Source organism: Leclercia tamurae (assembly GCF_025566055.1).
GTDB lineage: Bacteria > Pseudomonadota > Gammaproteobacteria > Enterobacterales > Enterobacteriaceae > Enterobacter > Enterobacter tamurae.
The window spans coordinates 1-25,018 of sequence record NZ_JAMHKS010000069.1 but is presented as its reverse complement, the minus strand read 5'-3'; the positions used below and the strand labels follow the sequence as shown (position 1 = coordinate 25,018).

General features: G+C 56.9%; 17 protein-coding genes and 1 pseudogene. 8 read left to right on the top strand and 10 right to left on the bottom strand.

Annotated features, from left to right (window positions below; all coding sequences use genetic code 11):
* Positions 1–2: 2 nt before the first annotated feature.
* Positions 3–2,045 (bottom strand): oligopeptidase A, encoded by a 2,043-nt coding sequence (gene prlC, locus M8318_RS06835; RefSeq protein ID WP_262661633.1) that lies wholly within the window; start codon positions 2,043–2,045, stop codon positions 3–5.
* Positions 2,046–2,247: 202 nt separating this feature from the next.
* Here prlC and M8318_RS06830 point away from each other — a divergent pair, with 202 nt between their 5' ends.
* The 3 genes from M8318_RS06830 to M8318_RS06820 all read left to right on the top strand — a co-directional run bounded on the left by M8318_RS06830 (position 2,248) and on the right by M8318_RS06820 (position 6,497).
* Positions 2,248–3,090 (top strand): 23S rRNA (adenine(2030)-N(6))-methyltransferase RlmJ, encoded by an 843-nt coding sequence (locus M8318_RS06830; RefSeq protein WP_262661631.1) that lies wholly within the window; start codon positions 2,248–2,250, stop codon positions 3,088–3,090.
* Positions 3,091–3,160: 70 nt separating this feature from the next.
* Entirely contained in the window at positions 3,161–4,513 is a 1,353-nt protein-coding gene (gorA, locus tag M8318_RS06825) for a glutathione-disulfide reductase (RefSeq protein ID WP_225760016.1), read from the top strand.
* A 334-nt stretch (positions 4,514–4,847) separates the two neighbouring features.
* Positions 4,848–6,497 carry an alpha,alpha-trehalase gene (locus M8318_RS06820; RefSeq protein ID WP_262661628.1) on the top strand — a complete coding sequence of 550 codons (1,650 nt, stop codon included), beginning with the start codon at positions 4,848–4,850 and terminating at the stop codon, positions 6,495–6,497.
* 12 nt (positions 6,498–6,509) lie between these two features.
* Here M8318_RS06820 and M8318_RS06815 read toward each other — a convergent pair whose 3' ends face one another.
* The gene (locus M8318_RS06815) at positions 6,510–8,108 is read right to left on the bottom strand and encodes an STY4199 family HEPN domain-containing protein (protein ID WP_262661627.1); all 1,599 of its coding nucleotides are present in this window, start codon (positions 8,106–8,108) and stop codon (positions 6,510–6,512) included.
* A gap of 162 nt (positions 8,109–8,270) precedes the next feature.
* Between M8318_RS06815 and M8318_RS06810 the strand changes: the two genes are divergently transcribed.
* Positions 8,271–8,798, top strand: coding sequence for a GNAT family N-acetyltransferase (locus tag M8318_RS06810; RefSeq protein ID WP_262661625.1), 528 nt, complete (start codon positions 8,271–8,273; stop codon positions 8,796–8,798).
* 32 nt (positions 8,799–8,830) lie between these two features.
* Here the strand turns inward: M8318_RS06810 and M8318_RS06805 are convergent, their stop codons facing one another.
* Complete coding sequence (locus M8318_RS06805) at positions 8,831–9,589, bottom strand: SDR family NAD(P)-dependent oxidoreductase (protein WP_262661623.1); 759 nt, start codon at positions 9,587–9,589, stop codon at positions 8,831–8,833.
* Positions 9,590–9,708: 119 nt separating this feature from the next.
* Between M8318_RS06805 and M8318_RS06800 the strand changes: the two genes are divergently transcribed.
* From M8318_RS06800 to M8318_RS06790, 3 genes are all read left to right on the top strand, one after another.
* On the top strand, positions 9,709–10,608 hold the full coding sequence (locus tag M8318_RS06800; protein WP_166184644.1) for a LysR family transcriptional regulator: 900 nt from the start codon (positions 9,709–9,711) through the stop codon (positions 10,606–10,608).
* Positions 10,609–10,659: 51 nt separating this feature from the next.
* Positions 10,660–11,700 (top strand): inner membrane protein YhjD, encoded by a 1,041-nt coding sequence (gene yhjD / locus M8318_RS06795; protein WP_262661621.1) that lies wholly within the window; start codon positions 10,660–10,662, stop codon positions 11,698–11,700.
* A gap of 272 nt (positions 11,701–11,972) precedes the next feature.
* Positions 11,973–13,295, top strand: coding sequence for an MFS transporter (locus M8318_RS06790; protein WP_166184651.1), 1,323 nt, complete (start codon positions 11,973–11,975; stop codon positions 13,293–13,295).
* Between the two features lie 57 nt (positions 13,296–13,352).
* Here the strand turns inward: M8318_RS06790 and M8318_RS06785 are convergent, their stop codons facing one another.
* Together M8318_RS06785 and pdeH are read right to left on the bottom strand one after the other, a co-directional pair.
* Entirely contained in the window at positions 13,353–15,395 is a 2,043-nt protein-coding gene (locus tag M8318_RS06785) for an AsmA family protein (protein WP_262661619.1), read from the bottom strand.
* A gap of 116 nt (positions 15,396–15,511) precedes the next feature.
* The gene (gene pdeH / locus M8318_RS06780; protein ID WP_262661618.1) at positions 15,512–16,282 is read right to left on the bottom strand and encodes a cyclic-guanylate-specific phosphodiesterase; all 771 of its coding nucleotides are present in this window, start codon (positions 16,280–16,282) and stop codon (positions 15,512–15,514) included.
* Positions 16,283–16,514: 232 nt separating this feature from the next.
* Between pdeH and kdgK the strand changes: the two genes are divergently transcribed.
* Positions 16,515–17,444 (top strand): 2-dehydro-3-deoxygluconokinase, encoded by a 930-nt coding sequence (gene kdgK, locus M8318_RS06775; protein WP_262661617.1) that lies wholly within the window; start codon positions 16,515–16,517, stop codon positions 17,442–17,444.
* Between the two features lie 82 nt (positions 17,445–17,526).
* Here kdgK and M8318_RS06770 read toward each other — a convergent pair.
* The 5 genes and pseudogenes from M8318_RS06770 to murB form a co-directional block, all read right to left on the bottom strand.
* Positions 17,527–18,945, bottom strand: a pseudogene (locus M8318_RS06770) (M16 family metallopeptidase); the annotation flags it as partial.
* 225 nt (positions 18,946–19,170) lie between these two features.
* Complete coding sequence (gene dctA, locus M8318_RS06765) at positions 19,171–20,457, bottom strand: C4-dicarboxylate transporter DctC (protein WP_262661616.1); 1,287 nt, start codon at positions 20,455–20,457, stop codon at positions 19,171–19,173.
* Between the two features lie 158 nt (positions 20,458–20,615).
* Positions 20,616–22,622, bottom strand: coding sequence for a biofilm formation regulator HmsP (gene hmsP, locus M8318_RS06760; RefSeq protein ID WP_262661615.1), 2,007 nt, complete (start codon positions 22,620–22,622; stop codon positions 20,616–20,618).
* 196 nt (positions 22,623–22,818) lie between these two features.
* The gene (gene birA / locus M8318_RS06755) at positions 22,819–23,781 is read right to left on the bottom strand and encodes a bifunctional biotin--[acetyl-CoA-carboxylase] ligase/biotin operon repressor BirA (protein ID WP_262661614.1); all 963 of its coding nucleotides are present in this window, start codon (positions 23,779–23,781) and stop codon (positions 22,819–22,821) included.
* Positions 23,778–24,806 (bottom strand): UDP-N-acetylmuramate dehydrogenase, encoded by a 1,029-nt coding sequence (gene murB, locus M8318_RS06750; protein WP_262661613.1) that lies wholly within the window; start codon positions 24,804–24,806, stop codon positions 23,778–23,780. The genes birA and murB overlap by 4 nt, the downstream gene beginning before the upstream one ends.
* Positions 24,807–25,018: the final 212 nt, after the last annotated feature.

Below are 25,018 nucleotides of genomic sequence, written 5' to 3'. Positions count from 1 at the left end.
AACTAACCCTTGATGCCGTAATGCTCAAGCATCGCGTCCAGCTGCGGCTCGCGGCCACGGAAGCGTTTGAACAGCTCCATTGGCTCTTCGGAACCGCCGCGGGTCAGGATGTTATCGAGGAACGACTGACCGGTTTCGCGGTTGAAAATCCCCTCTTCTTCGAAGCGGGAGTAAGCGTCTGCCGCCAGCACGTCGGCCCACAGATAGCTGTAGTAACCCGCCGCATAGCCGCCAGCAAAGATATGGCTGAACGCGTGCGGGAAACGACCCCAGGCCGGGCCAGGGATCAGGGCAACCTGCTTCTTGATCTCCGCCAGGGTTTCGAGCACCTTCGCCCCCTGCTCCGGGCTGAACTCGGCATGCAGACGGAAATCGAACAGGCCGAACTCCAGCTGACGCAGGATAAACATCGCCGCCTGGTAGTTTTTCGCTTCCAGCATCTTATCCAGCAGCGCTTTTGGCAGCGGCTCGCCGGTCTCGTAGTGGCCGGAGATAAAGGCCAGCGCGTCCGGCTCCCAGCACCAGTTTTCCATAAACTGGCTTGGCAGTTCGACCGCATCCCACGGCACCCCGCTGATACCGGCCACGCCTGCGGCTTCGATACGGGTCAGCATATGGTGCAGACCGTGACCGAACTCGTGGAACAGGGTGATCACTTCGTCATGGGTGAAGAGCGCAGGTTTGCCGCTGACCGGACGGTTGAAGTTACAGGTCAGGTAGGCCACCGGCTTTTGCAGCGAGCCGTCGGCTTTACGCATCTGGCCGACACAGTCATCCATCCACGCGCCACCGCGTTTGTTTTCGCGGGCATAGAGGTCAAGATAGAAGCTGCCGCGCAGTTCGTTTTTGTCGTCATACAGCTCGAAGAAGCGCACATCGTCGTGCCACACTTCCACATCGGTGCGCTCTTTGGCGGTGATGCCATAGATGCGTTTCACCACTTCAAACAGGCCGTTAACGGCTTTGTTTTCCGGGAAGTACGGGCGCAGCTGCTCGTCGCTGATGCTGTAGAGGTGCTGCTTCTGTTTCTCGCTGTAATACGCGATATCCCACGGCTGCAGCTCATCGACACCGAACTCCGCTTTGGCAAAGGCGCGCAGCTGGGCCAGCTCTTTCTCGCCCTGAGGACGGGCGCGTTTGGCCAGATCGGTTAAGAAGTCCAGGACCTGCTGGGGGTTTTCCGCCATTTTGGTGGCGAGGGATTTCTCCGCGTAGCTGTCAAAGCCCAGCAGCTGCGCCAGCTCGTGACGCAGGGCGAGGATTTCCGCCATCACCGGGGTGTTATCCCACTTACCGGCATTCGGACCCTGATCGGAGGCGCGGGTGCTGTAGGCGCGGTACATCTCTTCACGCAGGGCCTGGTTGTCGCAGTAGGTCATCACCGGCAGATAGCTCGGGATATCCAGGGTCAACAGGTAGCCTTCCTGCTCTTTTGCTTCGGCCTGGGCTTTCGCCGCTGCCAGCGCGCTCTCCGGCATGCCTGCCAGTTCGGCTTCGTCGGTAATCAGCTTCGTCCAGCCCATGGTGGCGTCCAGCACGTTGTTGCTGTACTGATTGCCCAGCTCGGACAGGCGGGTGGCGATTTCACCGTAGCGCTGCTGTTTGTCTTTTGCCAGGCCGATGCCCGACAGTTCAAAATCGCGCAGCGCGTTATCAACCGCCTTTTTCTGGGCGATGTTGAGGGTGGCATAGTTATCGCCTTCACGCAGGTCACGGTACGCCTGGTACAGCCCTTCGTGCTGTCCGACCCAGGTGCTGTATTCCGACAGCAGCGGCAGGGTTTGTTCGTAGGCTTCACGCAGCTCCGGGCTGTTTTTGACCGAGTTCAGGTGGCTGACCGGGGAGAAGATGCGGCCAAGCACATCGTCCACTTCCGCCAGCGGCTGACACAGGTTTTCCCAGCTGTAAGGGGCACCCTTCGCAACCACGCTTTCGACGGCGGTACGGCAATCGTCCAGTGCTTTGGTGACAGCGGGAACAACGTGTTCAGGCAGAATGGAGGAAAACGGTGGCAACGAAAAAGGCGTCAGTAATGGGTTGGTCATAAGCACTGTCCTGTTAAATGAGTGAATGAAGCGCGCATCCTGCGCGAGCATATGGTGTCTAGAATGGGGTTAAGTGTAGTGAATTTCAATGCCGCAGGCGGCTGAAAAATGCCCCGTAGCGCAGCGCTTGCTGGCCTGCGGGTAATCTGCATCTTTCTGCTGTAAACTGTGGCCAATCGACATTATCGGAACACATCTACCCATGCTCAGTTATCGCCACAGCTTCCACGCGGGCAACCACGCCGACGTTCTTAAACATACCGTTCAGAGCCTGATTATCGAGGCGCTTAAAGAGAAGGATAAGCCTTTTCTCTATCTGGATACCCATGCCGGCGCGGGCCGCTATCAGCTGAGCAGCGCACACGCCGAGCGCACCGGGGAGTACCTCGAGGGCATCGCCCGTATCTGGCAGCAGGACGATCTGCCAGCCGAGCTTGAGCCGTACATCAGCGTGATTAACCACTTCAACCGCAGCGGCCAGCTACGTTACTACCCGGGCTCACCGCTGATTGCCCGCCAGCTGCTGCGCGAGCAGGACAGCCTTCAGCTGACCGAACTGCACCCGAGCGATTTCCCGCTGCTGCGCTCTGAATTCCAGAAAGACAGCCGCGCACGCGTGGAAAAATCGGACGGCTATCAGCAGCTCAAAGCGAAGCTCCCGCCGGTGTCCCGTCGCGGCCTGGTGCTGATCGACCCGCCGTATGAGATCAAAAGTGACTATCAGGCGGTGGTCGCGGGCATCCATGAAGGTTACAAACGCTTTGCCACCGGCACCTATGCCTTGTGGTATCCGGTGGTGCTGCGCTCGCAAATCAAACGCATGATCAAGGACCTGGAAGCGACCGGCATCCGTAAGATCCTGCAAATTGAGCTGGCAGTTCTCCCGGACAGCGATCGACGCGGCATGACCGCCTCCGGCATGATCGTGGTTAACCCACCGTGGAAGCTGGAAGCGCAGATGAATAGCGTCCTGCCGTGGCTGCACAAAAAGCTGGTTCCGGCCGGTACCGGCCACGCCACCGTCAGCTGGATCGTGCCTGAGTAATTACAGCAATCGGTGGAAGCTATTGATTTCAGGTATACAATCGCGGCAATTAACGATTAAGGATAAGACCATGACTAAGCATTATGACTACATCGCTATTGGCGGCGGCAGCGGCGGCATCGCCTCGATTAACCGTGCGGCCATGTATGGCCAGAAGTGCGCCCTGATTGAAGCGAAAGACCTCGGCGGCACCTGCGTCAACGTCGGTTGTGTACCGAAAAAAGTGATGTGGCATGCGGCGCAGATCCGTGAAGCCATCCACCTGTATGGCCCGGACTATGGTTTTGACACCACCATCAATAACTTCGACTGGGATCGCCTGATCGCCAGCCGTACCGCCTACATTGACCGCATTCATACCTCTTACGACAACGTGCTGGGTAAGAACAACGTCGATGTGATCCGCGGTTTCGCCCGTTTCGTGGATGCGAAGACCATCGAAGTGAACGGCGAAACGATCACTGCCGATCATATCCTGATCGCCACCGGCGGCCGTCCGAGCCACCCGTCTATTCCGGGTGCGGAATACGGCATCGACTCCGATGGTTTCTTTGAACTGCCTGCTCTGCCAAAACGCGTTGCCGTTGTGGGCGCGGGTTACATCGCCGTAGAGCTGGCGGGCGTGATTAACGGCCTGGGCGCAGAAGCGCACCTGTTTGTGCGTAAACACGCTCCGCTGCGCAGCTTCGACCCGCTGATTGTCGATACCCTGGTGGAAGTGATGAACGCCGAAGGCCCGCATCTGCACACCGAATCCATTCCGAAAGCAGTGGTGAAAAATGCCGACGGTAGCCTGACCCTGGAGCTGGAAGATGGTCGCAGCCAGACCGTTGATTGCCTGATCTGGGCCATTGGCCGCGAACCGGCAAACGACAACTTCAATCTGGCCGCCACTGGCGTGAAAACCAATGAGAAAGGCTACATCGTTGTCGATAAGTTCCAGAACACCAGCGTGCCGGGCATTTACGCGGTGGGCGATAACACCGGTGCCGTTGAGCTGACGCCTGTAGCCGTGGCCGCGGGTCGTCGTCTTTCCGAGCGTCTGTTTAACAACAAGCCGGACGAGCACCTGGACTACAGCAACATCCCGACCGTGGTCTTCAGCCACCCGCCAATCGGCACCGTCGGTTTAACCGAACCGCAGGCGCGCGCGCACTATGGCGACGACCAGGTGAAAGTGTATAAATCCGCCTTCACCGCCATGTATACCGCCGTCACCGCTCACCGTCAGCCGTGCCGCATGAAGTTAGTCTGCGTCGGCCCGGAGGAGAAGATCGTCGGCATCCACGGGATTGGCTTCGGTATGGATGAGATCCTGCAGGGCTTTGCGGTGGCACTGAAAATGGGTGCCACCAAGAAAGACTTCGATAATACCGTGGCGATCCACCCTACTGCGGCAGAAGAGTTTGTTACTATGCGTTAATCACGCATGGCTTCCGGTGTCAGGCCAATACTTTGTGCCTGACGCCGGTGCATTCCTGGCAATAGCGATGAAAAGGAAGTGGAAAAAGCCGTCTGGTTTATACTCTGTTGCACAGCGAATGATCCGAATTTTAGATCGCCTTCGCACTGCTGAATTACCTGTTTATTGCCTGTAATAACATCAACATGCCACCCACAGTGGCTGTTTTTCGCTGGCAGTAAAATGTGATCTACCGCACATATACCTCTTCACAGACCGAAGCGAATGTCTAAGCTTAGTAGGCTACCGGATAAAACCAGACCCGAGACAACGCTAACCGGAGGTCCTGACCACCATGTTCAACCAGACATTACGCACTGTAGAGACCGTAGAGTTCGATATAGAACAAGAACTTCTCTACGAAATCGATCCCTGCGAGTTAAAACTGGATGAAATGCTCGAGGCGGAGCCGGAACCTGAAATGATTGAAGGGTTGCCCGCATCCGATGCGCTCACCCCTGCCGATCGCTACCTTGAGCTCTTTGAGCACGTACAGTCGACGCGACTGTTTGCCGACAGCAAAACCTTCCCCGACTGCGCACCAAAGATGGATCCGCTGGATATTCTCATCCGCTACCGCAAGGTGAGACGCCACCGGGACTTCAATCTTCGCCAGTTCGTGGAAAATCACTTCTGGCTGCCGGAAGTCCTGTCGAGCGAGTATGTATCCGATCCGTCCCTCTCGCTCAAGGAACATATCGACAACCTGTGGCCGGTGCTGACCCGTGAGCCGCAGGATCACATTCCGTGGTCGTCGCTGCTGGCGCTGCCGCAGGCCTACATTGTGCCCGGCGGGCGCTTCAGCGAAACCTACTACTGGGACTCCTACTTCACCATGCTGGGGCTGGCCGAAAGCGGCCGCCACGACATGCTTAAGTGCATGGCGGATAACTTTGCGTGGATGATCGAACGCTATGGCCATATCCCCAACGGCAACCGCACCTACTATCTGAGCCGCTCCCAGCCGCCGGTGTTTGCCCTGATGGTGGAGCTGTTTGAAGAGGATGGCGTACGCGGAGCCAAGCGCTATCTGGATCACCTGAAAATGGAGTACGCCTTCTGGATGGACGGCGCGGAGTCGCTGCTGCTCAATCAGGCCTACCGCAGCGCGGTGCGTATGCCGGACGGCTCGCTGCTCAACCGTTACTGGGATGACCGCGACACGCCGCGGGATGAATCCTGGATAGAGGACGTCGAAACTGCCCGTCACTCTGGTCGTCCGCCCAACGAGGTCTATCGCGATCTGCGTGCCGGAGCCGCTTCAGGCTGGGACTACTCCTCCCGCTGGCTGCGGGATCCGAGCCGGTTGGCGAGTATTCGCACCACTCAGTTTATCCCTATCGATCTCAACGCTTTCCTGTTCAAGCTGGAGAGCGCCATCGCCAATATCTCGGCTTCGAAAGGGGATAAAGAGACGGCAGAGATCTTTCACCAGAAGGCGAGCGATCGCCGCGCGGCGGTTAACCGCTATTTGTGGGATGACGAAAACGGCTGCTATCGCGATTACGACTGGCGTCGGGAGGAGCTGGCGCTCTTTTCTGCCGCCAGTATCGTGCCGCTGTACGTCGGTATGGCGACCCACGAGCAGGCTGAACGCCTGTCGGATGCGGTAAAAGCCCGTCTGCTGACGCCGGGGGGTATTCTGGCTACCGAGTACGAAACCGGCGAGCAGTGGGACAGACCCAACGGTTGGGCGCCCTTGCAGTGGATGGCGATCCAGGGGTTCAAGCAATACGGTAATGACTCGCTGGGGGATGAAATCGCCTGGAGCTGGCTGCAGACGGTGAACCATTTCTACAAGACCCACTATAAGCTGATTGAGAAGTACCACATCGCCAGCAGCCAGCCGCGTGAAGGGGGCGGGGGGGAGTATCCTCTGCAGGATGGTTTTGGCTGGACTAACGGCGTGGTACGCCGCCTGATTGGTCTTTACGGGGAGCCGTAGCTCCCCGCTCTGTCAGCGGATCACCTCATAAATGGCCGTCTGGATCGACTGCCATTTTTTAGTGCTGTCGTTCGGCTGCGCCTGTGCCCGCCGCTTCGCCTGGTCCATTTCGCGTCGCTGGCGTTCGACTACCGCCGGGACGGTACAAAATGCCTGCAGATACTCCTTACGCAGGCCCGTCAGCGGTTCGCCTGCTGACATGGCGTGCCCGAGGTTGGTAATAAACTGCCGGCACGGCTTCTCCTGGGTCATTTGCAGACGATAGCGCATCAGTAGATCCAGTACTTCGCGATGGTTGACGGAGAGCGCATGCTCCGTCCAGGAGAGCTTCCAGTCCATTCCCGCTTTCAGGAACAACAATGCTACCCGGGTATCGTTGCGGTCTATCGCCGCGCGGAAGTTATTCTCATCCCAGGTGACCCCCATCCGCGTCAGCGTCTCGCGGGAGGAAGGGGTCTCGCGCATCTCTTCCGCCACTACCGTCCTGACCGGCGCTACGGTGCTGGCCGCCTGGGTCGGGGCGCTGCTTTCGATGAGCAGCCAGGTGCCCATGCCCACCATCCCCATCACCATGACCCCCACCGCGCCCCACAGCACCACCGAAATCAGGTGATCGCGTTGCTCCGGGGTACGCACAGGCCGACGGTTCGGTTTATCGATGGTGTCACGTACTTCAAAAATATCGTCGCCGGTGGCGCTGTTTTTTATCCGCGCGTTCTCCCAGAAGCGATCCAGCTCGTCCAGGTCCTCAGACATCAGTCCCGCCGGGTTGACGGTGGTGCGGCCTTCATTAAATGCGCGCTGCACGGGGCTGGCGATCTGGGCGTAATAGTTGTCCAGGAGCAGAATCTGCGTGGAGGTCAGCGGTTGTTGGGCAATAATTTTATTGCGGATCAGCCGGATATCATCCAGGAAGGTCTGGAGCGTTTTGCGCGGTTCCACCATCAGCGTCAGCAGGGTCGGATCGCTGAACAGCGCCGAATAGGAGCGGGAGTACTCTTTTTTATCCACCAGCATCAGGGCCAGCTCGCTGAACATCATCCCGCCGAGGGCGTCGTTACGTTCACCCTGCTGCAGCCAGCCGCGCACCCGATCGGCATTGAACAACGTTTTCAGGTGATTGTTCAGGCGCGTCGGATCCGGCCACGCCTGCATAATCAGCCCTTTAATCATCAGCTCGAGCGTGCGCACTTGCTTTTGCGCCTGCTGCTGGCGAAGCTCATCGCTGGGACCCATTTCGGTGCTATAGGTCAATAGCGGCTGCTGCAGACGCAGATGTTCAAGCGCCGTCACAAAGCGCGTCGCGGCGATCAGTTGGTTGTCACTCACCTCCTGTCCGCTCTCATACTGCGGCACCCGCTGCTGTAACAGCCGCAGTTGCAGGGTGAACTGCGACAGCTCCGCATCATTCAGATTGAGCCGCTTAGCCACCCTCGCCCACCCCCCCAGCGCCAGCCGGGCGGAGTCGAGCTGCTCAAGGAACCAACGGGGATCTTTGCCTTCGGCAACATGTACCTTTAACAGGAGCAGGATCTCCACGGAGGCCTGACGAATAATTCCCAGACAGCGTTCAAACTGCTCGCGGATCAGGTGCGATTTACTGAGGGTCATCATTTTCCTTTAAATACTGCAAATGCTGCGCATCCAGGCAGAGGCAGCTGACGGAGAGTGTTTTTTATTTCAAGTGGTTATACCAGATCAAACATAACCGATTACGGGTACTATTTCAGTGATAATGTTAAAACCATTTACAAAAGTTCCCGGAGATTTGGCATGCCCGTGTTGCACACCCCGCGTTTAACCTGCTCCCCCCTGCAGGAACAAGACTGGCCCTTTTTTCTCTCGCTTCAGCAGCACCCGGATGTGATGCGTTACGTGGCTGAAGCCCGCCCGGAGGCGGTCATCCGCGAGGCCTTTACCGCGCGTTTACCGATGTGGACGCCGGGCAGCGACCACTGGCTGTGCCTGGTAGTGCGCGATACCACCAGCCAGATGCCGCTCGGGGTCACCGGGTATATTCACCATGATGATGATTGCGCCGAAGTCGGTTTTTTGTTCGCCCCGCAGGCCCAGGGAAAAGGCTACGGCTATGAGTCGTTACAGGCGGTGTGTGATTACGCCTTCGGCCAGGGCGGTATTCGCCGTTTAACCGCCACGGTGACGGTGGGCAATGTGGCCTCGAAACGCTTGCTGGTAAAAGTGGGGTTCGTACTGGAAGGGGAACTGCGCGAAAGCTACTGGCTGGCAGGCCAGTGGCATAACGACTGGCTATTTGGGCTGTTAAAGAAAGAGTACCGCTAAGCGTGCCGCGGGGATCCCTCCCCGGCACCGCGCTACAGGAACATACCTCCGGAGACTTCAATCCGCTGCGCATTCATCCAGCCAAGCTCATCGCTGAGCAGAGCGGCAATCGCATCGCCAATGTCGTCCGGCAAGCCGACGCGCCCCAGCGCCGTCTGGGAGGCAATGTGCTGATTGATCTCCTTGTTATCACGCACACGCCCGCCACCAAAGTCGGTTTCAATGGCTCCGGGGGCAATGATATTGGCGGTGATGCCGCGTGCGCCCAGCTCCTTCGCCTGATAGCGAGTGAGCACTTCCATCGCCCCTTTCATCGCCGCGTAAGTGCTGGAACCCGGCTGGGCAAAACGCGCGAGGCCGGAGGAGACATTCAGGATCCGCCCGCCGTTTTTCATCAGCGGTAGCAGGCGCTGGGTCAGGAAGAAAGGGCCTTTAAAATGGATGTTCATCACCTCATCAAACTGCGCTTCGGTGGTCTCAACGTAGGGGGCATATAAACCGACGCCTGCGTTGTTCAACAAATAATCGAAGCTGTTGCGTTGCCATACCGCATGCAGCTTTTCTTCCATCTGCCGGGCAAAAAGTTCAAAGCTGGCAATATCCCCGACGTTCAACTGCAATGCCGTCGCCTTTACCCCTTTTTGCTCAATTTCGTGCACGACATCCAGCGCCTCCTGCTGGCTGCGGTTCCAGGTCAGGAAGATCCCGACACCTTTGTCTGCCAGCTTCAGCGCCGCGTTTTTACCGAGCCCGCGGCTACCGCCAGTCACTAATGCAATACGTTCAGTCATGAGAAACCTCGTTTCGGCTGTGGTGGTGATTGAGAAAGAGCTTATTAGGTGATAGAAAATCAATAAATATGGCAAAAAACGCTTCACTGTTTCACAGATAACAACAATGAGCGCTCCCTATGGATAAAATTCAGGCAATGCAGTTGTTCATTCGCGTCGCGGAACTGGAGAGTTTTTCCCGCGCAGCGGACTCAATGGGCCTTCCTAAAGGTAGCGTATCCCGTCAGATCCAGGCCCTTGAGAACGGGCTGGGCACTCAACTGCTGCACCGCACCACGCGGCGCGTCAGCCTGACGCAGGACGGGATGGTCTATTACGAGCGGGCCAAAGATCTGCTGGCTAACATGGATGAACTGGATGGTCTTTTTTTGCACGATCCCACCAGCGTCAGCGGAAGAATTCGGGTGGATATGCCCACGGGCGTTGCACGAAATTTAGTCATCCCGCGACTGCCGCTTTTTTTACAGCAGTATCCCGGAATTGAACTGGAGCTGAGCAGCAGCGATCGTCTGGTGGATGTGGTGCGGGAAGGGTTTGACTGTGTGGTGCGCGTCGGCATCCTGAAGGATTCTGGCTTAATCGCCCGTCCGCTCGGCCGGCTGTCGGTGATCAACTGCGCCAGCCCAGATTATCTGTCGCGTTTTGGCTATCCCGACGGGCTGGATGATTTATCTTCTCATGCCGTGGTGCACTACGCGACGCATCTCGGCACCCGGCCACAGGGGTTCGAATATTACGACGGCGAGTCGACCCAATGGATCAAGACCGGCGGGGTACTGACGGTCAACAGCACTGAGACCTACCACGCCTCTGCGCTCGCCGGGCTGGGAATTATTCAGGTCCCACGGGTGGGCGTGCGTGACGCGCTGCGCGCCAAAAAGCTGCTGGAGATCCTGCCCCAGTACCGCGCCCGACCGATGCCGGTATCGCTCATCTATCCCCACCGCCGCAACCTCTCCCGCCGGGTGCATCTGTTTATGGCCTGGCTCACAGATATCATGAAAGCGTACGTTGACTGAGTGCAGGCTATAATTTTAAGGACCTCCCGCTAATTAATAAGGAAAGTGCGCGTGACGCCGGAAAATAGTGAGCAACGCCCCACCCATGATCTGGACTTCGAACCGATTAAAAAACTGGAAAACAGTCCGCCTCCGGCGGCTGAACCTAAAGTCACCTCTATACGTAAAACGGGGAGCCTGCTGGACAAAGCGAAGGATGCCTTCCAGCTGATTCAGCAGCAGCCGGTCATTGCTCACCTGCTACGTGCCACCGAGCGGTTTAACGATCGGCTGGGCAATCAGTTTGGCGCGGCGATCACCTACTTCTCATTTTTATCGATGATCCCGATCTTGATGCTCTCCTTTGCCGCTGCGGGTTTTTTTCTGGTCTCCAACCCGACGCTGCTTCAGGATATCTTCGATAAAATACTGCAGAACGTTAGCGATCCGACGCTGGCCACCACTCTGAAAAGCACTATCCGTACCGCCGTGGAGCAGCGTACCACCGTGGGGATCGTCGGGCTGTTCGTGGCGCTTTACTCCGGGATTAACTGGATGGGCAATCTGCGGGAGGCGATCCGCGCCCAGTCGCGTGACGTCTGGGAGCGTAAGCCTCAGGATGAGGAGAAGATCTGGATTAAGTATTTCCGCGACTTCATCTCGCTGATTGGTCTGCTGGTAGCGCTGGTTATCACCCTCACCATCACCTCCGCGGCAGGTTCGGCGCAGCAGATGATCATCTCCGCGCTCTATCTCGACACTATTGAGTGGCTGAAACCGGTCTGGCATCTGGTGGGATTATGTATCTCAATGCTGGCGAACTATCTGCTGTTCTTCTGGATTTTCTGGCGTCTGCCGCGCCACCGTCCACGCCGCAAGGCGCTGATCCGCGGCACGTTCATTGCGGCTATCGGCTTTGAGGTGATCAAAATCGTGATGACCTACACCCTGCCGTCGCTGGTCTCCTCGCCGTCCGGGGCGGCCTTCGGTTCCGTGCTGGGGCTGATGGCCTTCTTCTACTTCTTCGCCAGACTGACGCTGTTCTGCGCGGCGTGGATCGCCACCGCCGAGTACCCGGATGACCGGAGAATGCCCGGCAAATCACACCGTTAAGCACCCCATCGGGCTGAATAAGAATGCAATATTTCAGCCCGATTCATCATTTCAGCATATAAATCCAGCCTGTAACTTTTATTTAACCCAAAAGCAGTTTTATCCTCTAAGTATTAATTTCTGTGAAGCATTTCATAGATGTGAATTTCCTGGTCTGAAAATTATTCACTTTTTGCTCGTTTTTTCACCCGGCGCTGCGTTTGTTACAGATTGAAATGTCGCTTTTGCTGTGCGTAATATGGCCTTTCGTTCGCTAAAAATAAGAAAAGTTTATGCAAGCCACAGCCACAACACTCAATTCAGAGCAGGAAAACGCCCCGGTTAACTCGCGTAATAAAGTCGTCGTCGCATCGCTGATTGGCACCGCCATCGAATTCTTCGACTTCTATATTTACGCCACCGCGGCGGTCATCGTTTTCCCGCATATCTTCTTCCCGCAGGGCGACCCGACGGCGGCCACGCTGCAATCGCTGGCGACCTTCGCCATCGCCTTTATCGCGCGTCCTATTGGTTCGGCGGTGTTCGGCCACTTCGGCGATCGCGTCGGGCGTAAGGTGACGCTGGTCGCCTCGCTGCTGACCATGGGGATCTCCACCGTCGCCATCGGCCTGCTGCCGACCTACGAGACCATCGGTATTCTGGCTCCGGTGCTGCTGGCGCTGGCCCGTTTTGGCCAGGGTCTGGGTCTGGGCGGTGAATGGGGCGGTGCGGCGCTGCTGGCGACCGAGAATGCTCCACCGCGCAAGCGTGCGCTGTATGGCTCCTTCCCGCAGCTGGGCGCACCGATTGGCTTCTTCTTTGCTAACGGCACCTTCCTGCTGCTCTCCTGGCTGCTGACTGACGAGCAGTTCATGACCTGGGGCTGGCGTATTCCGTTTATCTTCTCGGCGGTGCTGGTGCTGATCGGCCTGTATGTGCGCGTCTCCCTGCATGAGACCCCAGTGTTTGCCAAAGTGGCCGCTGCGAAGAAACAGGTAAAAATTCCGCTCGGTACGCTGCTGACTAAACACATTCGCGTGACGGTGCTTGGCACCTTCATCATGCTGGCGACCTATACGCTGTTCTACATCATGACCGTCTACTCCATGACCTACAGCACCACGCCAGCGCCGGTGGGCCTGGGTCTGCCGCGTAATGAAGTGCTGTGGATGCTGATGATGGCGGTGATTGGCTTTGGCGTGATGGTGCCGATTGCCGGGCTGCTGGCTGACCGCTTTGGTCGTCGCCCGAGCATGATTGTCATCACCTCGCTGATCATTCTGTTTGCGCTGTTCGTCTTCCCGCCGCTGCTCGGTTCCGGTAATCCGGCGCTGGTGATGGCTTATCTGCTGATTGGTCTGAGCCTGATGGGGCTGACGTTCGGCCCGATGGGCGCACTGCTGCCAGAGCTGTTCCCGACCGAAGTGCGTTATACCGGAGCATCATTCTCCTATAACGTCTCCTCGATTCTGGGTGCCTCAGTAGCACCCTATATCGCCACCTGGCTGCAGGCGAATTACGGTCTGGCTTATGTCGGGTTTTACCTGGCGGCAATGGCGGCGCTGACGCTGATTGCCCTGTTGATGACCCACGAGACCCGCCATCAGTCGCTGTGATATTTAATGCTGCGCTTACCCGGCCTACCACTTCCGTAGGCCGGGCAATACCCCGTACTATTTCTTCATCTGCGACAGAATGACCTGACACTGATTGGCCTGCCCCTCGGACGGGGAAATCAGCGCCAGCAGTGCCGCCGCTGGTGTCACCAGGGTTGCCAGCGCTGCTGCCACCGCACCACGAGCAATTAACGGCCCCGCCTTCACCCCCGCATCCGGATCTTTAAAGCTGCCGCGCACGTACAGCGGCGAGCGCAGGGTGACAATGCGGATGCCCTTACTCTCCGGGTTAATTGTCAGATCCAGCTGTTCCGAGGCCATACTGGCGGTACCGGTAATGTTGATGACGGCATTTTCAGTATCAAAGGCAAAGATCTGCGGACGGGCGACACCGTTTACCAGGTCGATATTGGCCGCCGCACAGTTAACCCTCACCTCATCGTCACCAAAAATCTGTCCAACCAGGAAGTTGCCGACGTTAAGACCCAGGATCTCCATCAGATTGCGGCTGACCAGCCCATCATTCATCAGCAGCTTCAGGTTACCATTACCGTTGCCCAGAAGGGCTGCCACGGAATTACCCGTACCGCGAATGGTTGCATCACCGCTCATCTCGCCGAGGGTTTTCTGCATCAGCTCCACATCGGGCATCAGCTGTTTAAGCTTCAGTCGTCGGGCCTGAATGTCTGCCTGGCCGCGCATCGGCTTCTTATCCCCTTCCAGCTTGATGTTGGCCGAGATCGTCCCGCCCGCCATACCAAACTTCAGCGGCTTCAGCTGCAGGTCAGCATTTTTAAGAATGATGTGGGTCGAGAGGTCGCTGAGCGGCAGGCTGCTGCCATGCTCAATTCGGCGTCCCTTGAAGCGCACGTCGGCATCCATCACATCCCATTTATCGGTTTCGAAGCGGTCGTTAGGCAGCACTTTCCCGGACGGCGGCGCCTCTTTTCTGACTTTCTGCGCCTTGGTACCTTTGCCGGAGTCAACGCCAATCAGCGGCCCCAGGTCGGCCAGCCGCAGCTGCTTAGATTCCATGTCGCCTTCCAGCTTCGGCCGCGGTTTACCGGTGCTGTAGGTCAGCGAGCCATGAATATCGCTGTCACCGATCCGGCCATTGAAGTCACGGTAATCATAGACAGACGATTTTTCTGGGTCGATCTTCGCCACCAGACGGCCATCGGTTTCAAACGGTGGGGTATCCGGGAGCAGGACACCGGTCAGATCGTACAGCTCACCCAGCGAATCGCCGGAAAACTTGAGGCGCAGATCGACCCCGCCCATCTTCATGGGATCGCTCACCGTGCCGACAAAGGCCACCCGGGTATTACCGGAGCGGAAATCGGCCTGCACCGGGAACGGCGTGCCTTCCCCACGCAGCGCCAGCATGCCGCCAATTTTTCCGCTACCCTTCAGAGGCTGTTCGTTGTAACGCCCTTCGGCTTTCAGGCCAAAGACGTAATCGCCCACCTTGCCCTTCTCATCTTTGCCCTTCGCGCCGGTCACTTCGCTGAAAGGCAGCGCTTTACCCAGCGGATCGACAAAGATCTCAAGATTGGCTTTGCTCACCGCATCGTCAATGGCGATACGCCCGCGATCGAAAATGATGTTGTCGAGACGGAATGACCAGGTCGAGGGCTTAGCGTCAGCCTCTTTATCTTTGCTGTCGGCGAAATCAAAGGTCCAGTTGTTGGTCTTTTCCGACAGGCGGATCAGCCGGGCATCGGGTTTCTGCAGTTTGATCCACGGCAGATAGACCGTTTTGGTCAGCAGCGCCAGCGGAGCCAGTGTGGCTTCGACGCGTGGCAGATGCACCATGGTGATTTCAGGAATATCGGGCGGATTGCCGAGTACAACGTCATCGGCATGCACGTGCGGCCAAGGGATCCAGCTGCGCCAGCCCGTTTCATCCTTCTGGCGCGCCCACACGACGCCCAGATCGCCGCGAATGGCGAACGGACGGTTGAGTTCAGTTGAGACTTTCTGGTTGATGGTCGGTTTGAGGCGGTTCCAGTCAAATGTCGCGATCACGACAATGAGCACCACAATCAGCAACAAGAAGACCCCCCCGGACCAGGTGATAATCTTCGCTGTTTTTGTCATCCCATAATTCCTTTTTTACCTTGCCAGTCATGAATATAGTTCAGACAAAGAAAAAAGGGGCGGCAGCGTCCGGTAATAACGCGTTAACCACGCGCTATTATGGGAAGCAGCCGCAGTTACAGAGTGACGATAACGTTGTCGAGCGTCTCCATCGGCACCGGGCGGGAGAGGAAATAGCCCTGTGCGGCGGCGGCAGGTGAGTTTTGCACATCGCGCCACTCCTCCAGCGTCTCAACGCCTTCGACGATCACGCCCTGACAGTAGCGGTTCATCAGCTGCAGCAACAGGGTGAACAGATTGCGACCTTCCGGGGTCTGACGCAGCATAATGAACAGATCCCGCGCCACTTTGATGTAGTCGTAACGCACCTCGCTCAGGGCGGAGAAGTTCGCCATGCCGGTGCCAAAATCGTCCAGCCACAGGGGGCCAAATTCGCACATGGTGGCAAACGAAGAGTCCTGCGGCAGACGCACGTGCTCCACCAGCTCAAAGCGCAGCCAGGGCAGGCAGTGGATCAGCTTCTGCAGGCTTTCATCCTGGCGCACCGCCAGCAGGGTTGGACCATCAACGTTAACCGAGGCCAGAATGCTGTTAGCGGCGAAGAAGTCCTGCCTGGCCACCAGCATGCTGAGCTGCTCTTCAAGGATATCCAGACGATGGCGCACGGGCAGTTCCGCAAAATAGCGATCCGGGGCGATCCGCTGTGCCGGGTTTGAAGGATGGGTCACGACGGTCAGGATCTCGATCGCCATCAGTTTACCGTCGGTGCGGTAAATGGGCTGATAAGTATAAGCACGCTCACATTGCAGCCAGTAGCGATGTTCCTGCAAGTTCTCAATACTTGCCTCAGGGATGCTCAGCAGCTGGATGTCCTGCCTTAACTTCATTTCAGATATCCTGTTGATTGGTGAAGAACCTGTCGGGACTGGTCAAAGGATTATCGGCCCCAGGTATGAGAACTTTATGTTCGGTTGCGGACGAAAATGAAAATCTGAGATCTGAAACTTACCCGGAACTTGTCCTGGTTCAAAAAAATAATGGAACGTCGTTTTAATACAGTTGACCGCTCCCGGGCTGCAGCGCACACTAGCGCTAATTTAACTGTTCAGGTTCACGACTATGTCTAAGAAAATTGCCGTGATCGGCGAATGTATGATCGAACTCTCCCAGAAAGGCGCGGAAGTGAACCGTGGCTTTGGTGGCGATACGTTAAACACCTCGGTGTATATTGCCCGTCAGGTTAATGCTGACGCGCTGGCGGTCAACTATGTGACTGCCCTGGGCACAGACAATTTCAGTCAGCAGATGCTGGACGCCTGGCAGAGTGAAAATGTCGATATTTCCCTGACCCAGCGGATGGAAAACCGCCTGCCGGGCCTCTATTACATTGAGACCGACAGCACCGGCGAGCGCACCTTCTACTACTGGCGCAACGAAGCTGCCGCCAAATTCTGGCTGGAGAGCGATAGCGCCGCCCACATCTGCGAAACGCTGGCCCAGTTTGACTACCTCTATCTGAGCGGCATTAGCCTGGCGATCCTCAGCCCTGACAGCCGTGAAAAACTGTTCTCCCTGCTGCGCGAATGCCGCGCCAACGGCGGGAAAGTGATTTTCGACAACAACTACCGTCCACGTCTGTGGGCCAGCCGCGAAGAGACGCAGCAGGTCTATACCCGGATGCTGGAGTGCACCGATATCGCCTTCCTGACCCTCGACGATGAAGATGCCCTGTGGGGCGAAAAGCCGGTTGAAGAGGTGATTGCCCGTACTCAGGCGGCGGGTGTATCTGAAGTCGTGATTAAGCGCGGCGCAGACTCCTGCCTGGTGGCCGTTGCCGGCGAAGCGATTGTTGAGGTGCCTGCGGTGAAGCTGGCAAAAGAGAAGGTGATTGATACCACTGCGGCGGGTGACTCATTCAGCGCCGGGTATCTGGCTGTGCGTCTGACGGGCGGCACGCCGGAAGCGGCAGCGCAGCGCGGCCACCTGACTGCCAGCACGGTGATTCAGTATCGTGGCGCGATTATTCCTCGGGAAGCGATGCCTGCATAACTGCGGTCTGGTGCCCTCACCCTGTGGGAGAGGGAGTACACATTAAAAAGGCAACTTACGTTGCCTTTTGCTTTTATTTTGCTGGCGCCATAATCCCGTCCCACGTCGCCTGCAGATCCTTCATGTCATATTCCGGCTCACCTTTCGGCTGCATCAGAATCAGCGACATATCCTGTGAAAGCTGCTGACGCAGATCCTGGCTCAGCATCTCTGCGGTCAGGTTGTTAAGGAAATCCTGACGCAGCTTCTGATACTGTTCCGGTGCGATATCCACCACCTGGTTTTGCAGCGAGCGAATGCGCTGGCTGATCAGAATATCGGTATCGGTACGGGCATAGGTGGCGAACAGTTTTTGCAGCTCGAGGTTTTTCTGCGCCACCAGCGCGTTGAACTCCTCTTCGCTCAGGCCGTTCTCACGCACCTTCGCCAGCTCTTTGGCGACCAGCGCCATATTGGCGTTCAGCTTGTCGCCCGGTGATTCCACGTTAATGGCGCACTGGGCGCGCTGGAACAGTACCCGGCAATCAAAGCCCAGACCAATGTCCTTGGCGTTGTTTTTGCTCAGGTTTTGCTGGACATGCCAGAACAGCGCCTCCCGGGCTAAATCGGCGCGCCAGTAGCGCAGCAGCGCGGCAGATTCACGAATCGGCTGCCACGGGCTATCCCACATAATAGAGAGTCGATCCTGGCGCACGGTATCGGTCATGATGCTGACCGGCTCTGCGCGCAGCGGCGACAGGGTGGGTACTGGCGCAGGGGTGGTACGTTTGCCCTTCAGTTCGCCAAAGGTTTTGCTAATCTGCTCGATCACCGCCCGGCTATCAATGTTGCCGACCACAATCAGGGTCATGGCGTCCGGGGTGTACCAGTTCTGGTAGAACGACTTCACCTGCTCAATATCAACCGGCTGCTTCAGCGGCTCCGCCGGATCGTGACCCAGCAGCGCAGAGCCTTTCAGGCGATAGCGCCACCAGCCCTCTTTGGTATCAGCAGGCCAGGTCGCCACCATATCGCTGTTGCTCAGAGCGTAATTCACAGTTTCAGGCGTAATCGAGACGTTACCAGCGGTATCAGACAGCCAGGTCAATGCCTCTTTGAGCAGATCGTTACGGTTGTTTGGCAGGCTGAGGTTAAACATGGTGTAGTCATAGGAGACGACGGCAGGCGGTAAAGGACGTTTAGGATCGATACCCTGTTGCCACAATGAACGGACCTGTACGGCCTGCAGGCTGCCGCTTTGGGTCAGCGCCAGACGGGGAAGAAAATGGCTGAAACCGCTCTGTTGCGTACTCTCGGTCAGGGAACCGGTATTGACGGAAAGGCGGATTTCAATGCGGTCGCTGGGGCGTTGCGGCGTGGCTAAAACCTGCCACTGAAAACCGTTCGCCAGCGTACCCTGTTGCCAGGCCGGGTCAGGCTGGAGCGCGTCAGCCTGCACATAACTGGCTGCTGCCATCATGAGCAAACCGCCGGTTAAGAGTCGAATTTTTGTGCCCTGCATGTGAACCCCTGATCAACATTCCTGGTTACAAAGAGTGCCACACGCCCTGTCGCACTCTAAAGATAATGTTCAAAACACTCCGATTAGACCGCGCGTGAAGCGAAACGTCACGGCAAGAAGTGAAATATACCCGAAATAAATCTTGTCCGATTATGACAAGTATTCAGGGCCATTATGCGCAGGAGCCCGCACCCCGACAAGGGAATGCGGGCCAGAGAGAAGATTTTATGAGGATAAACCCTGAGTTTTGCCGTCTGGCGCACGATTATTCAGCGTATCGTCGAGTTTTTTGTGGTCCAGCTCTTTCACCCACTTCGCCACCACGATGGTCGCTACACCGTTACCCACGAGGTTAGTCAGGGCGCGGGCTTCGGACATAAAGCGGTCAATACCGAGGATCAGCGCCAGTCCGGCTACCGGCAGGTGTCCGACGGCAGAGATGGTCGCCGCCAGCACGATAAAGCCGCTGCCCGTCACCCCTGCGGCGCCTTTCGAGGAGAGCAGTAGCACCACCAGCAGCGTGATCTGATGGAAGATATCCATATGGCTGTTGGTGGCCTGAGCGATAAACACCGCCGCCATGGTCAGGTAGATCGAGGTGCCATCAAGGTTAAAGGAGTAGCCGGTCGGGATAACCAGCCCCACCACCGATTTACGGCAGCCCAGCTTCTCCATCTTATCGAGCATACGCGGCAGCGCCGATTCGGACGAGGAGGTACCCAGTACAATCAGCAGCTCTTCACGGATATAGCGGATGAACTTGAAGATGTTGAAGCCCGTGGCGCGGGCAATACTGCCCAGTACCACCACCACAAACAGGATGCAGGTAATGTAGAAGCAGATAATCAGCTGGCCGAGCTGCACCAGGGTGCCGACACCATATTTGCCGATGGTAAAGGCCATCGCCCCGAACGCCCCGATGGGTGCCAGGCGCATAATCATATTGATGATGCCGAAGATGACCTGCGAGAAGCTTTCAATCACGTTGAATATCAGCTGGCCTTTGCTGCCAAGACGATGCAGGGCAAAGCCAAACATCACGGCGAACAGCAGCACCTGCAGGATGTTACCGCTGGCGAAGGCGCCAATCACGCTGCCGGGGATGACGTCCAGCAGGAAGGCGACCACGCCCTGGTCTTTCGCCTGATCGGCGTAGACCGCCACCGCTTTTGCATCCAGTGTGGAAGGGTCAACGTTCATGCCTGCGCCCGGCTGAACCACGTTCACAATCACCAGGCCAATGATCAGCGCGAGGGTGCTGACCACTTCAAAATAGAGAAGCGCAACCGCACCCGTGCGGCCCACGGCTTTCATGCTTTCCATGCCTGCGATACCGGTCACGACGGTACAGAAAATTACCGGAGCGATCACCATCTTAATCAGCTTAACGAAGGCATCGCCAAGCGGTTTCATTTGGGTGCCTAATTCAGGGTAGAAATGGCCAAGCAGAATACCGATGGCAATGGCGGTTAAGACCTGAAAATAAAGACTTCTGAAGAGAGAGGTTTTCATAAGATGTCCTTGGGAAGAAAAACCGCAGGCAGTGTAGGGTTACTGCTCACCTGCGGCCTTAAAATAGCACCCAATAATCAGGACAAATAGAAGCTCAGGCCGAATTTGAAACACAAATGTTAAGAAATTTGAGCTGGCTCGCACAAACCAGCAACAATTCAGTCATCTGTGTGAGGGTCATTCGGGTGAAGGTAACGGCTTTCAAAAACATCGCGCGGAACGGCTTTAGCAAACAGGAAACCTTGTCCGCACTCAACCCCGGCAGTAGCCAGCCAGCTCCGCTGGGCTTCGGTTTCAACACCTTCGGCGATAATTTCCAGCTTCAGGCTGTGCGCCATCTGGATAATCGCCTCCACCATGCTGCTGTCGTCAGGCAGGCCCTCAACAAAGGTCTTGTCGATTTTCAGCACGTTTACCGGCAGGGCTTTCATATGTTGCAGTTGACGCAGCCCGGCGTACCCCATGCCGAAATCGTCCAGCGCAATGCGCACGCCGGCATTACGCAGCGGGCGGAGTATCGCCACGGCTTCGTTAGGATCGTCGATCCGGCGGCTCTCGGTCACTTCCAGAATCAGGGTGTCAGGCTGGATGCGGTAGCGAGTAATCAGCGCCAGCAGCTCCGAAACCATGTTCGGGTGCATCAACTGCAGCGCCGACAGATTGACCGATAGCGGCATCATCATCCCCCGCGACTGCCAGGCTGACAGCAAGCGGCAGGACTCTTCCAGCACCCATTGACCCACCGTCACAATCAGGCCGCAGTTCTCGATGCGGTCGATCAGCCCTTCAGGGAGCTCCCAGCTACCATCGGCCTGACGCATCCGCAGCAGCGCTTCGGCACTCTTTATCTTACCGGTATGCAGATCGACCTGCGGCTGCAGCCAGAGGGCGAAGTGGTTTTGGTCCAGCGCGGTCAGAATATCGTTCTCTTCTGACAGCCGCTGCTGCGCCTTCTCCATCTGCTCGGGTTCGAAGAACTGGATCTGGTTCTTACCCTTCTGCCGGGCAGTAAAGGCAGCGGAGAATGCCCGGCGGAAGAGCTGCTCGGCGGTCAGGTTGCCGTTAAACATAGCGATGCCGATACTGGCGCTCGGGCGCAGCTGGATCCCCTGTACCGGCAACCGTTCATTAATAACAGTGAGTACTTGCTGACCCAGCGTGATGGCGTGCCACGGCTCATTGACGCCATTGGCGATAATCACAAAGTCATAGGCGCTCACCTGGGTCAGCACCATCCGCGGTGCCAGCACAGATTTAAGCTTCTCAACCAGCGTCAGCAGCACCATTTCCCGCTGGCTCTCTTTCAGCACCCCAGCGGTGTCCTGCAAGGTTTCACAGGCCACTACCATCAGGGCGATGGGCTGCTGGCGTTTCACCGCCTGCTCCAGCAGTGCCATCAGAAACGCCTTGTTGGGCAGATCCGAAACCGCGAAGCGGGTGGCGTTATGGTTCAGCTCTTCATGCTGACGCATCATGCGCTGCTGGTTCAGGTTATAGCTGCGTATCAGCATGCCGATTTCGTCGTCATGATGCAGGCGCGGGACGGGTAGCTGATGCCCCACCTGTTGCTGCGGCGAAATGGTATCCAGCTCGCGGGCAATCCGCCGCAGCGGATGGACGATCAGTCGGTTGATGCACCAGGTCAGCGCCACGGTCAGCATCAGCGTCAATAATAAGTAAGTGGTTACCAACGTCGAGACCCAGCTGATAACGAATTTGTACATCCGCCAGGAGTCAGATTGCAGCACCAGATAGGCCAGCGGCTGCGGGTTCGCCGGGCGCTGCAGGGAATAAACCGGCAGGGAGATTTGTACCGGCATCTCAAACAGGCGTTTGACCATCACCGGCACCGGACGCTCCGGGATAAAGTTCATGCGCAGCGCCTGGAATTGGTTTGGCAGCACTACATCCGCCTGGCTGACGACGCCTGCCGGCTTGATGCTCTTAATAATGGATTCCGCCTGGGGAATATCGCCCTTCAGAATGGCAGAAGAGAGGGGCTCACGGATGGAGCGGGCAATGCTTTCGAGCTGCGTAGCCGTGTTGTAGCGATTCTGCTGAATGGCATGAAACAGCAGAATGACGCAAAAGACAAAGACAAACACCATGGTGACGGCAGTTACCATCGCCATTTGTTTGATAGTTAAAGAGCGGCTGACACGCAAAATGAATCTCCAGAAACGCGAAACGCAGGTTAATCAACTGTTACCCCGCTGCTTTCAGAGTATACCTTATCGTGATGTGTTTAAGAGAGTGTAACCAACCGTTTAGGGATTATTCTGGTTCCCGCTCCGTACAGAGTATGGAGCGGTTGTTCAGGACCGTTACAGGCCCGGATTACGGGGGCTGCGGCGTGACGCCCTATTCGGCGCTACGCAGGGAAATTTCTCCGCCTACCCAGGGCTTGATAACCCCATCTTGCTCAAGCATCAGTGCGCCATGCTCGTTTATACCGCGCGACGTGCCGTAGATCTCTTTATCGCCAATGATCAGCTTCACTGGACGGTGAACAAAATTATCGAGCTTCTCCCAGCGAGGCAGGAAGGGTGCCAGCCCCTCCTGCTCGAAGATCCTCAGCGAGTGGCGCAGCTCATTGATGACCTGTACCGCAAGCACGTTACGATCGATGGCGATCCCCGCTTCCTGCAGGTTGATCCACCCTTGGTTAATGTCATCCGCCTGCACGTTGCGCATCACCAGATTGATCCCGGCACCCATCACGATCTGCGCCGCGTCGCCGGTTTTACCCGTCAGTTCGACTAAGATCCCGGCCAGTTTACGATCCTTCAGATAGAGATCGTTTGGCCATTTCACCCGCACGTCGTCGGCGCCAAGAGATTGCAGGACCTCAGCCAGCACAATGCCAATCACCAGGCTAAGGCCGATGGCGGCTGCGGGTCCCTGCTCCAGACGCCAGTACATGGACAGGTAGAGGTTGGCGCCAAAAGGCGAAAACCATTTACGTCCCCGGCGACCGCGTCCGGCCTGCTGGTACTCAGCTACGCAGCTGTCGCCAGACTGCAGTTCGTTGAGCCTGTCGAGCAGATACTGATTGGTGGAGTCAATGACCGGCAAAACGGCGACGCTGTTGTCGGCGATCTGGCTGTGGATAAAGCTTTCGTTCAGCAGCTGAACCGGCTCCGGCAGGCTGTAGCCTTTGCCCGGCACGGTAAAGACATCCACACCCCAGTCACGCAGGGTCTGGATATGTTTGTTAATGGCGGCGCGGCTCATTCCCAGCTGTTCACCGAGCTGTTCACCGGAATGAAAATCGCCGTCGGCCAGAATGGCGATCAGCTTCAGGGGGACGGTATGGTCTTTCATGCAATGGTCTCCACCGCGTTCACTTCACCGTGATGGCCGATAAAGCGCACTTCCGGCTCCAGCCAGACGTTAAACTTCTCACCCACGCGCTGACGCACCTGATGGGCCAACTGCACGACATCATCGCTGGTAGCATTATTTTCATTGATGAGTACCAGCGCCTGCTGGCGATGAACCGCTGCGCCGCCGTAGGTAGTGCCTTTAAGCTGACACTGATCGATCAACCAGCCGGCAGCCAGCTTGACGCTGCCATCCCCCTGCGGATAGTGCGGCGCGTTTGGCCACTCAGCAAGCAGGGTTTGCGCGTTTTCAGCGGAGATCACCGGGTTTTTAAAGAAACTGCCGGCATTACCGTTCACTTTCGGATCGGGCAATTTGCTCATTCGCATCTGGCAAACCGCCGCAAAAATCTCTTTCGCGGTCACCGTCGCGGGATCCAGACGGGTTAAATCACCGTAGGAGAGAACCGGCTGCCAGTTTTTTGTCAGGCGCAGACCGACCGCGACGATGACGTATTTATCCTGATATTCATGTTTGAAAATGCTGTCGCGGTAGCCGAAACGGCACTCATCGGCTTGTAAGCGACGCGCTTCACCGGTCGCCAGTTCGATACAATCAACATACTCGCAGACATGCCTGATCTCGATACCATAGGCACCGATATTCTGAATTGGGGATGAACCAGCGCAGCCAGGGATCAGAGCAAGGTTTTCCAGCCCCGGCATGTTGTGTTCAAGGGTATATTGCACCAGATCGTGCCAGTTTTCACCGGCACCTACATGCAGACGCCAGCATTCCTGCGTATCTTCAACCGCGATCCCGCGGATGCGGTTCACGATCACCGTTCCGGAAAAGTCTTCCAGAAAGAGAACGTTACTCCCCTCGCCCAGAATAAGAACAGGTTGATGGTGTTGCGTGGCGTGATTCCATGCGGCCAGCAGCTGCTGTGCATCGTCGGCTCGCACGATCTGTCGGGCATTTCGGTCGATACCGAAGGTATTCCAGGGCTTAAGGGAGTGATTCATAGACGCTATCCAGATGCAAAAACCGGGATAGTTTACCCCATCGGGGGATCTTTGTCGGCTGGAATTGCCGGGCCTGGGGGGTGTTGTAGATACTGTTATGCCACGCAAGCATTTTCCTGATGCAATGTGGCATCGAACGGGCGTCCTGATTTCAGGACGCCATACGCCACCTGCGCCAGCTTGCGCATCATCGCTCCGATTATCAGCTTCGC

What these genes read in the sequence shown, in the direction of transcription:
- prlC (WP_262661633.1), bottom strand. Translation starts at nt 2,045, where the DNA reads ATGACCAACCCATTACTGACGCCTTTTTCGTTGCCACCGTTTTCCTCC.
- M8318_RS06830 (WP_262661631.1), top strand. Translation starts at nt 2,248, where the DNA reads ATGCTCAGTTATCGCCACAGCTTCCACGCGGGCAACCACGCCGACGTT.
- gorA (WP_225760016.1), top strand. Translation starts at nt 3,161, where the DNA reads ATGACTAAGCATTATGACTACATCGCTATTGGCGGCGGCAGCGGCGGC.
- M8318_RS06820 (WP_262661628.1), top strand. Translation starts at nt 4,848, where the DNA reads ATGTTCAACCAGACATTACGCACTGTAGAGACCGTAGAGTTCGATATA.
- M8318_RS06815 (WP_262661627.1), bottom strand. Translation starts at nt 8,108, where the DNA reads ATGACCCTCAGTAAATCGCACCTGATCCGCGAGCAGTTTGAACGCTGT.
- M8318_RS06810 (WP_262661625.1), top strand. Translation starts at nt 8,271, where the DNA reads ATGCCCGTGTTGCACACCCCGCGTTTAACCTGCTCCCCCCTGCAGGAA.
- M8318_RS06805 (WP_262661623.1), bottom strand. Translation starts at nt 9,589, where the DNA reads ATGACTGAACGTATTGCATTAGTGACTGGCGGTAGCCGCGGGCTCGGT.
- M8318_RS06800 (WP_166184644.1), top strand. Translation starts at nt 9,709, where the DNA reads ATGGATAAAATTCAGGCAATGCAGTTGTTCATTCGCGTCGCGGAACTG.
- M8318_RS06790 (WP_166184651.1), top strand. Translation starts at nt 11,973, where the DNA reads ATGCAAGCCACAGCCACAACACTCAATTCAGAGCAGGAAAACGCCCCG.
- M8318_RS06785 (WP_262661619.1), bottom strand. Translation starts at nt 15,395, where the DNA reads ATGACAAAAACAGCGAAGATTATCACCTGGTCCGGGGGGGTCTTCTTG.
- pdeH (WP_262661618.1), bottom strand. Translation starts at nt 16,282, where the DNA reads ATGAAGTTAAGGCAGGACATCCAGCTGCTGAGCATCCCTGAGGCAAGT.
- kdgK (WP_262661617.1), top strand. Translation starts at nt 16,515, where the DNA reads ATGTCTAAGAAAATTGCCGTGATCGGCGAATGTATGATCGAACTCTCC.
- dctA (WP_262661616.1), bottom strand. Translation starts at nt 20,457, where the DNA reads ATGAAAACCTCTCTCTTCAGAAGTCTTTATTTTCAGGTCTTAACCGCC.
- birA (WP_262661614.1), bottom strand. Translation starts at nt 23,781, where the DNA reads ATGAAAGACCATACCGTCCCCCTGAAGCTGATCGCCATTCTGGCCGAC.
- murB (WP_262661613.1), bottom strand. Translation starts at nt 24,806, where the DNA reads ATGAATCACTCCCTTAAGCCCTGGAATACCTTCGGTATCGACCGAAAT.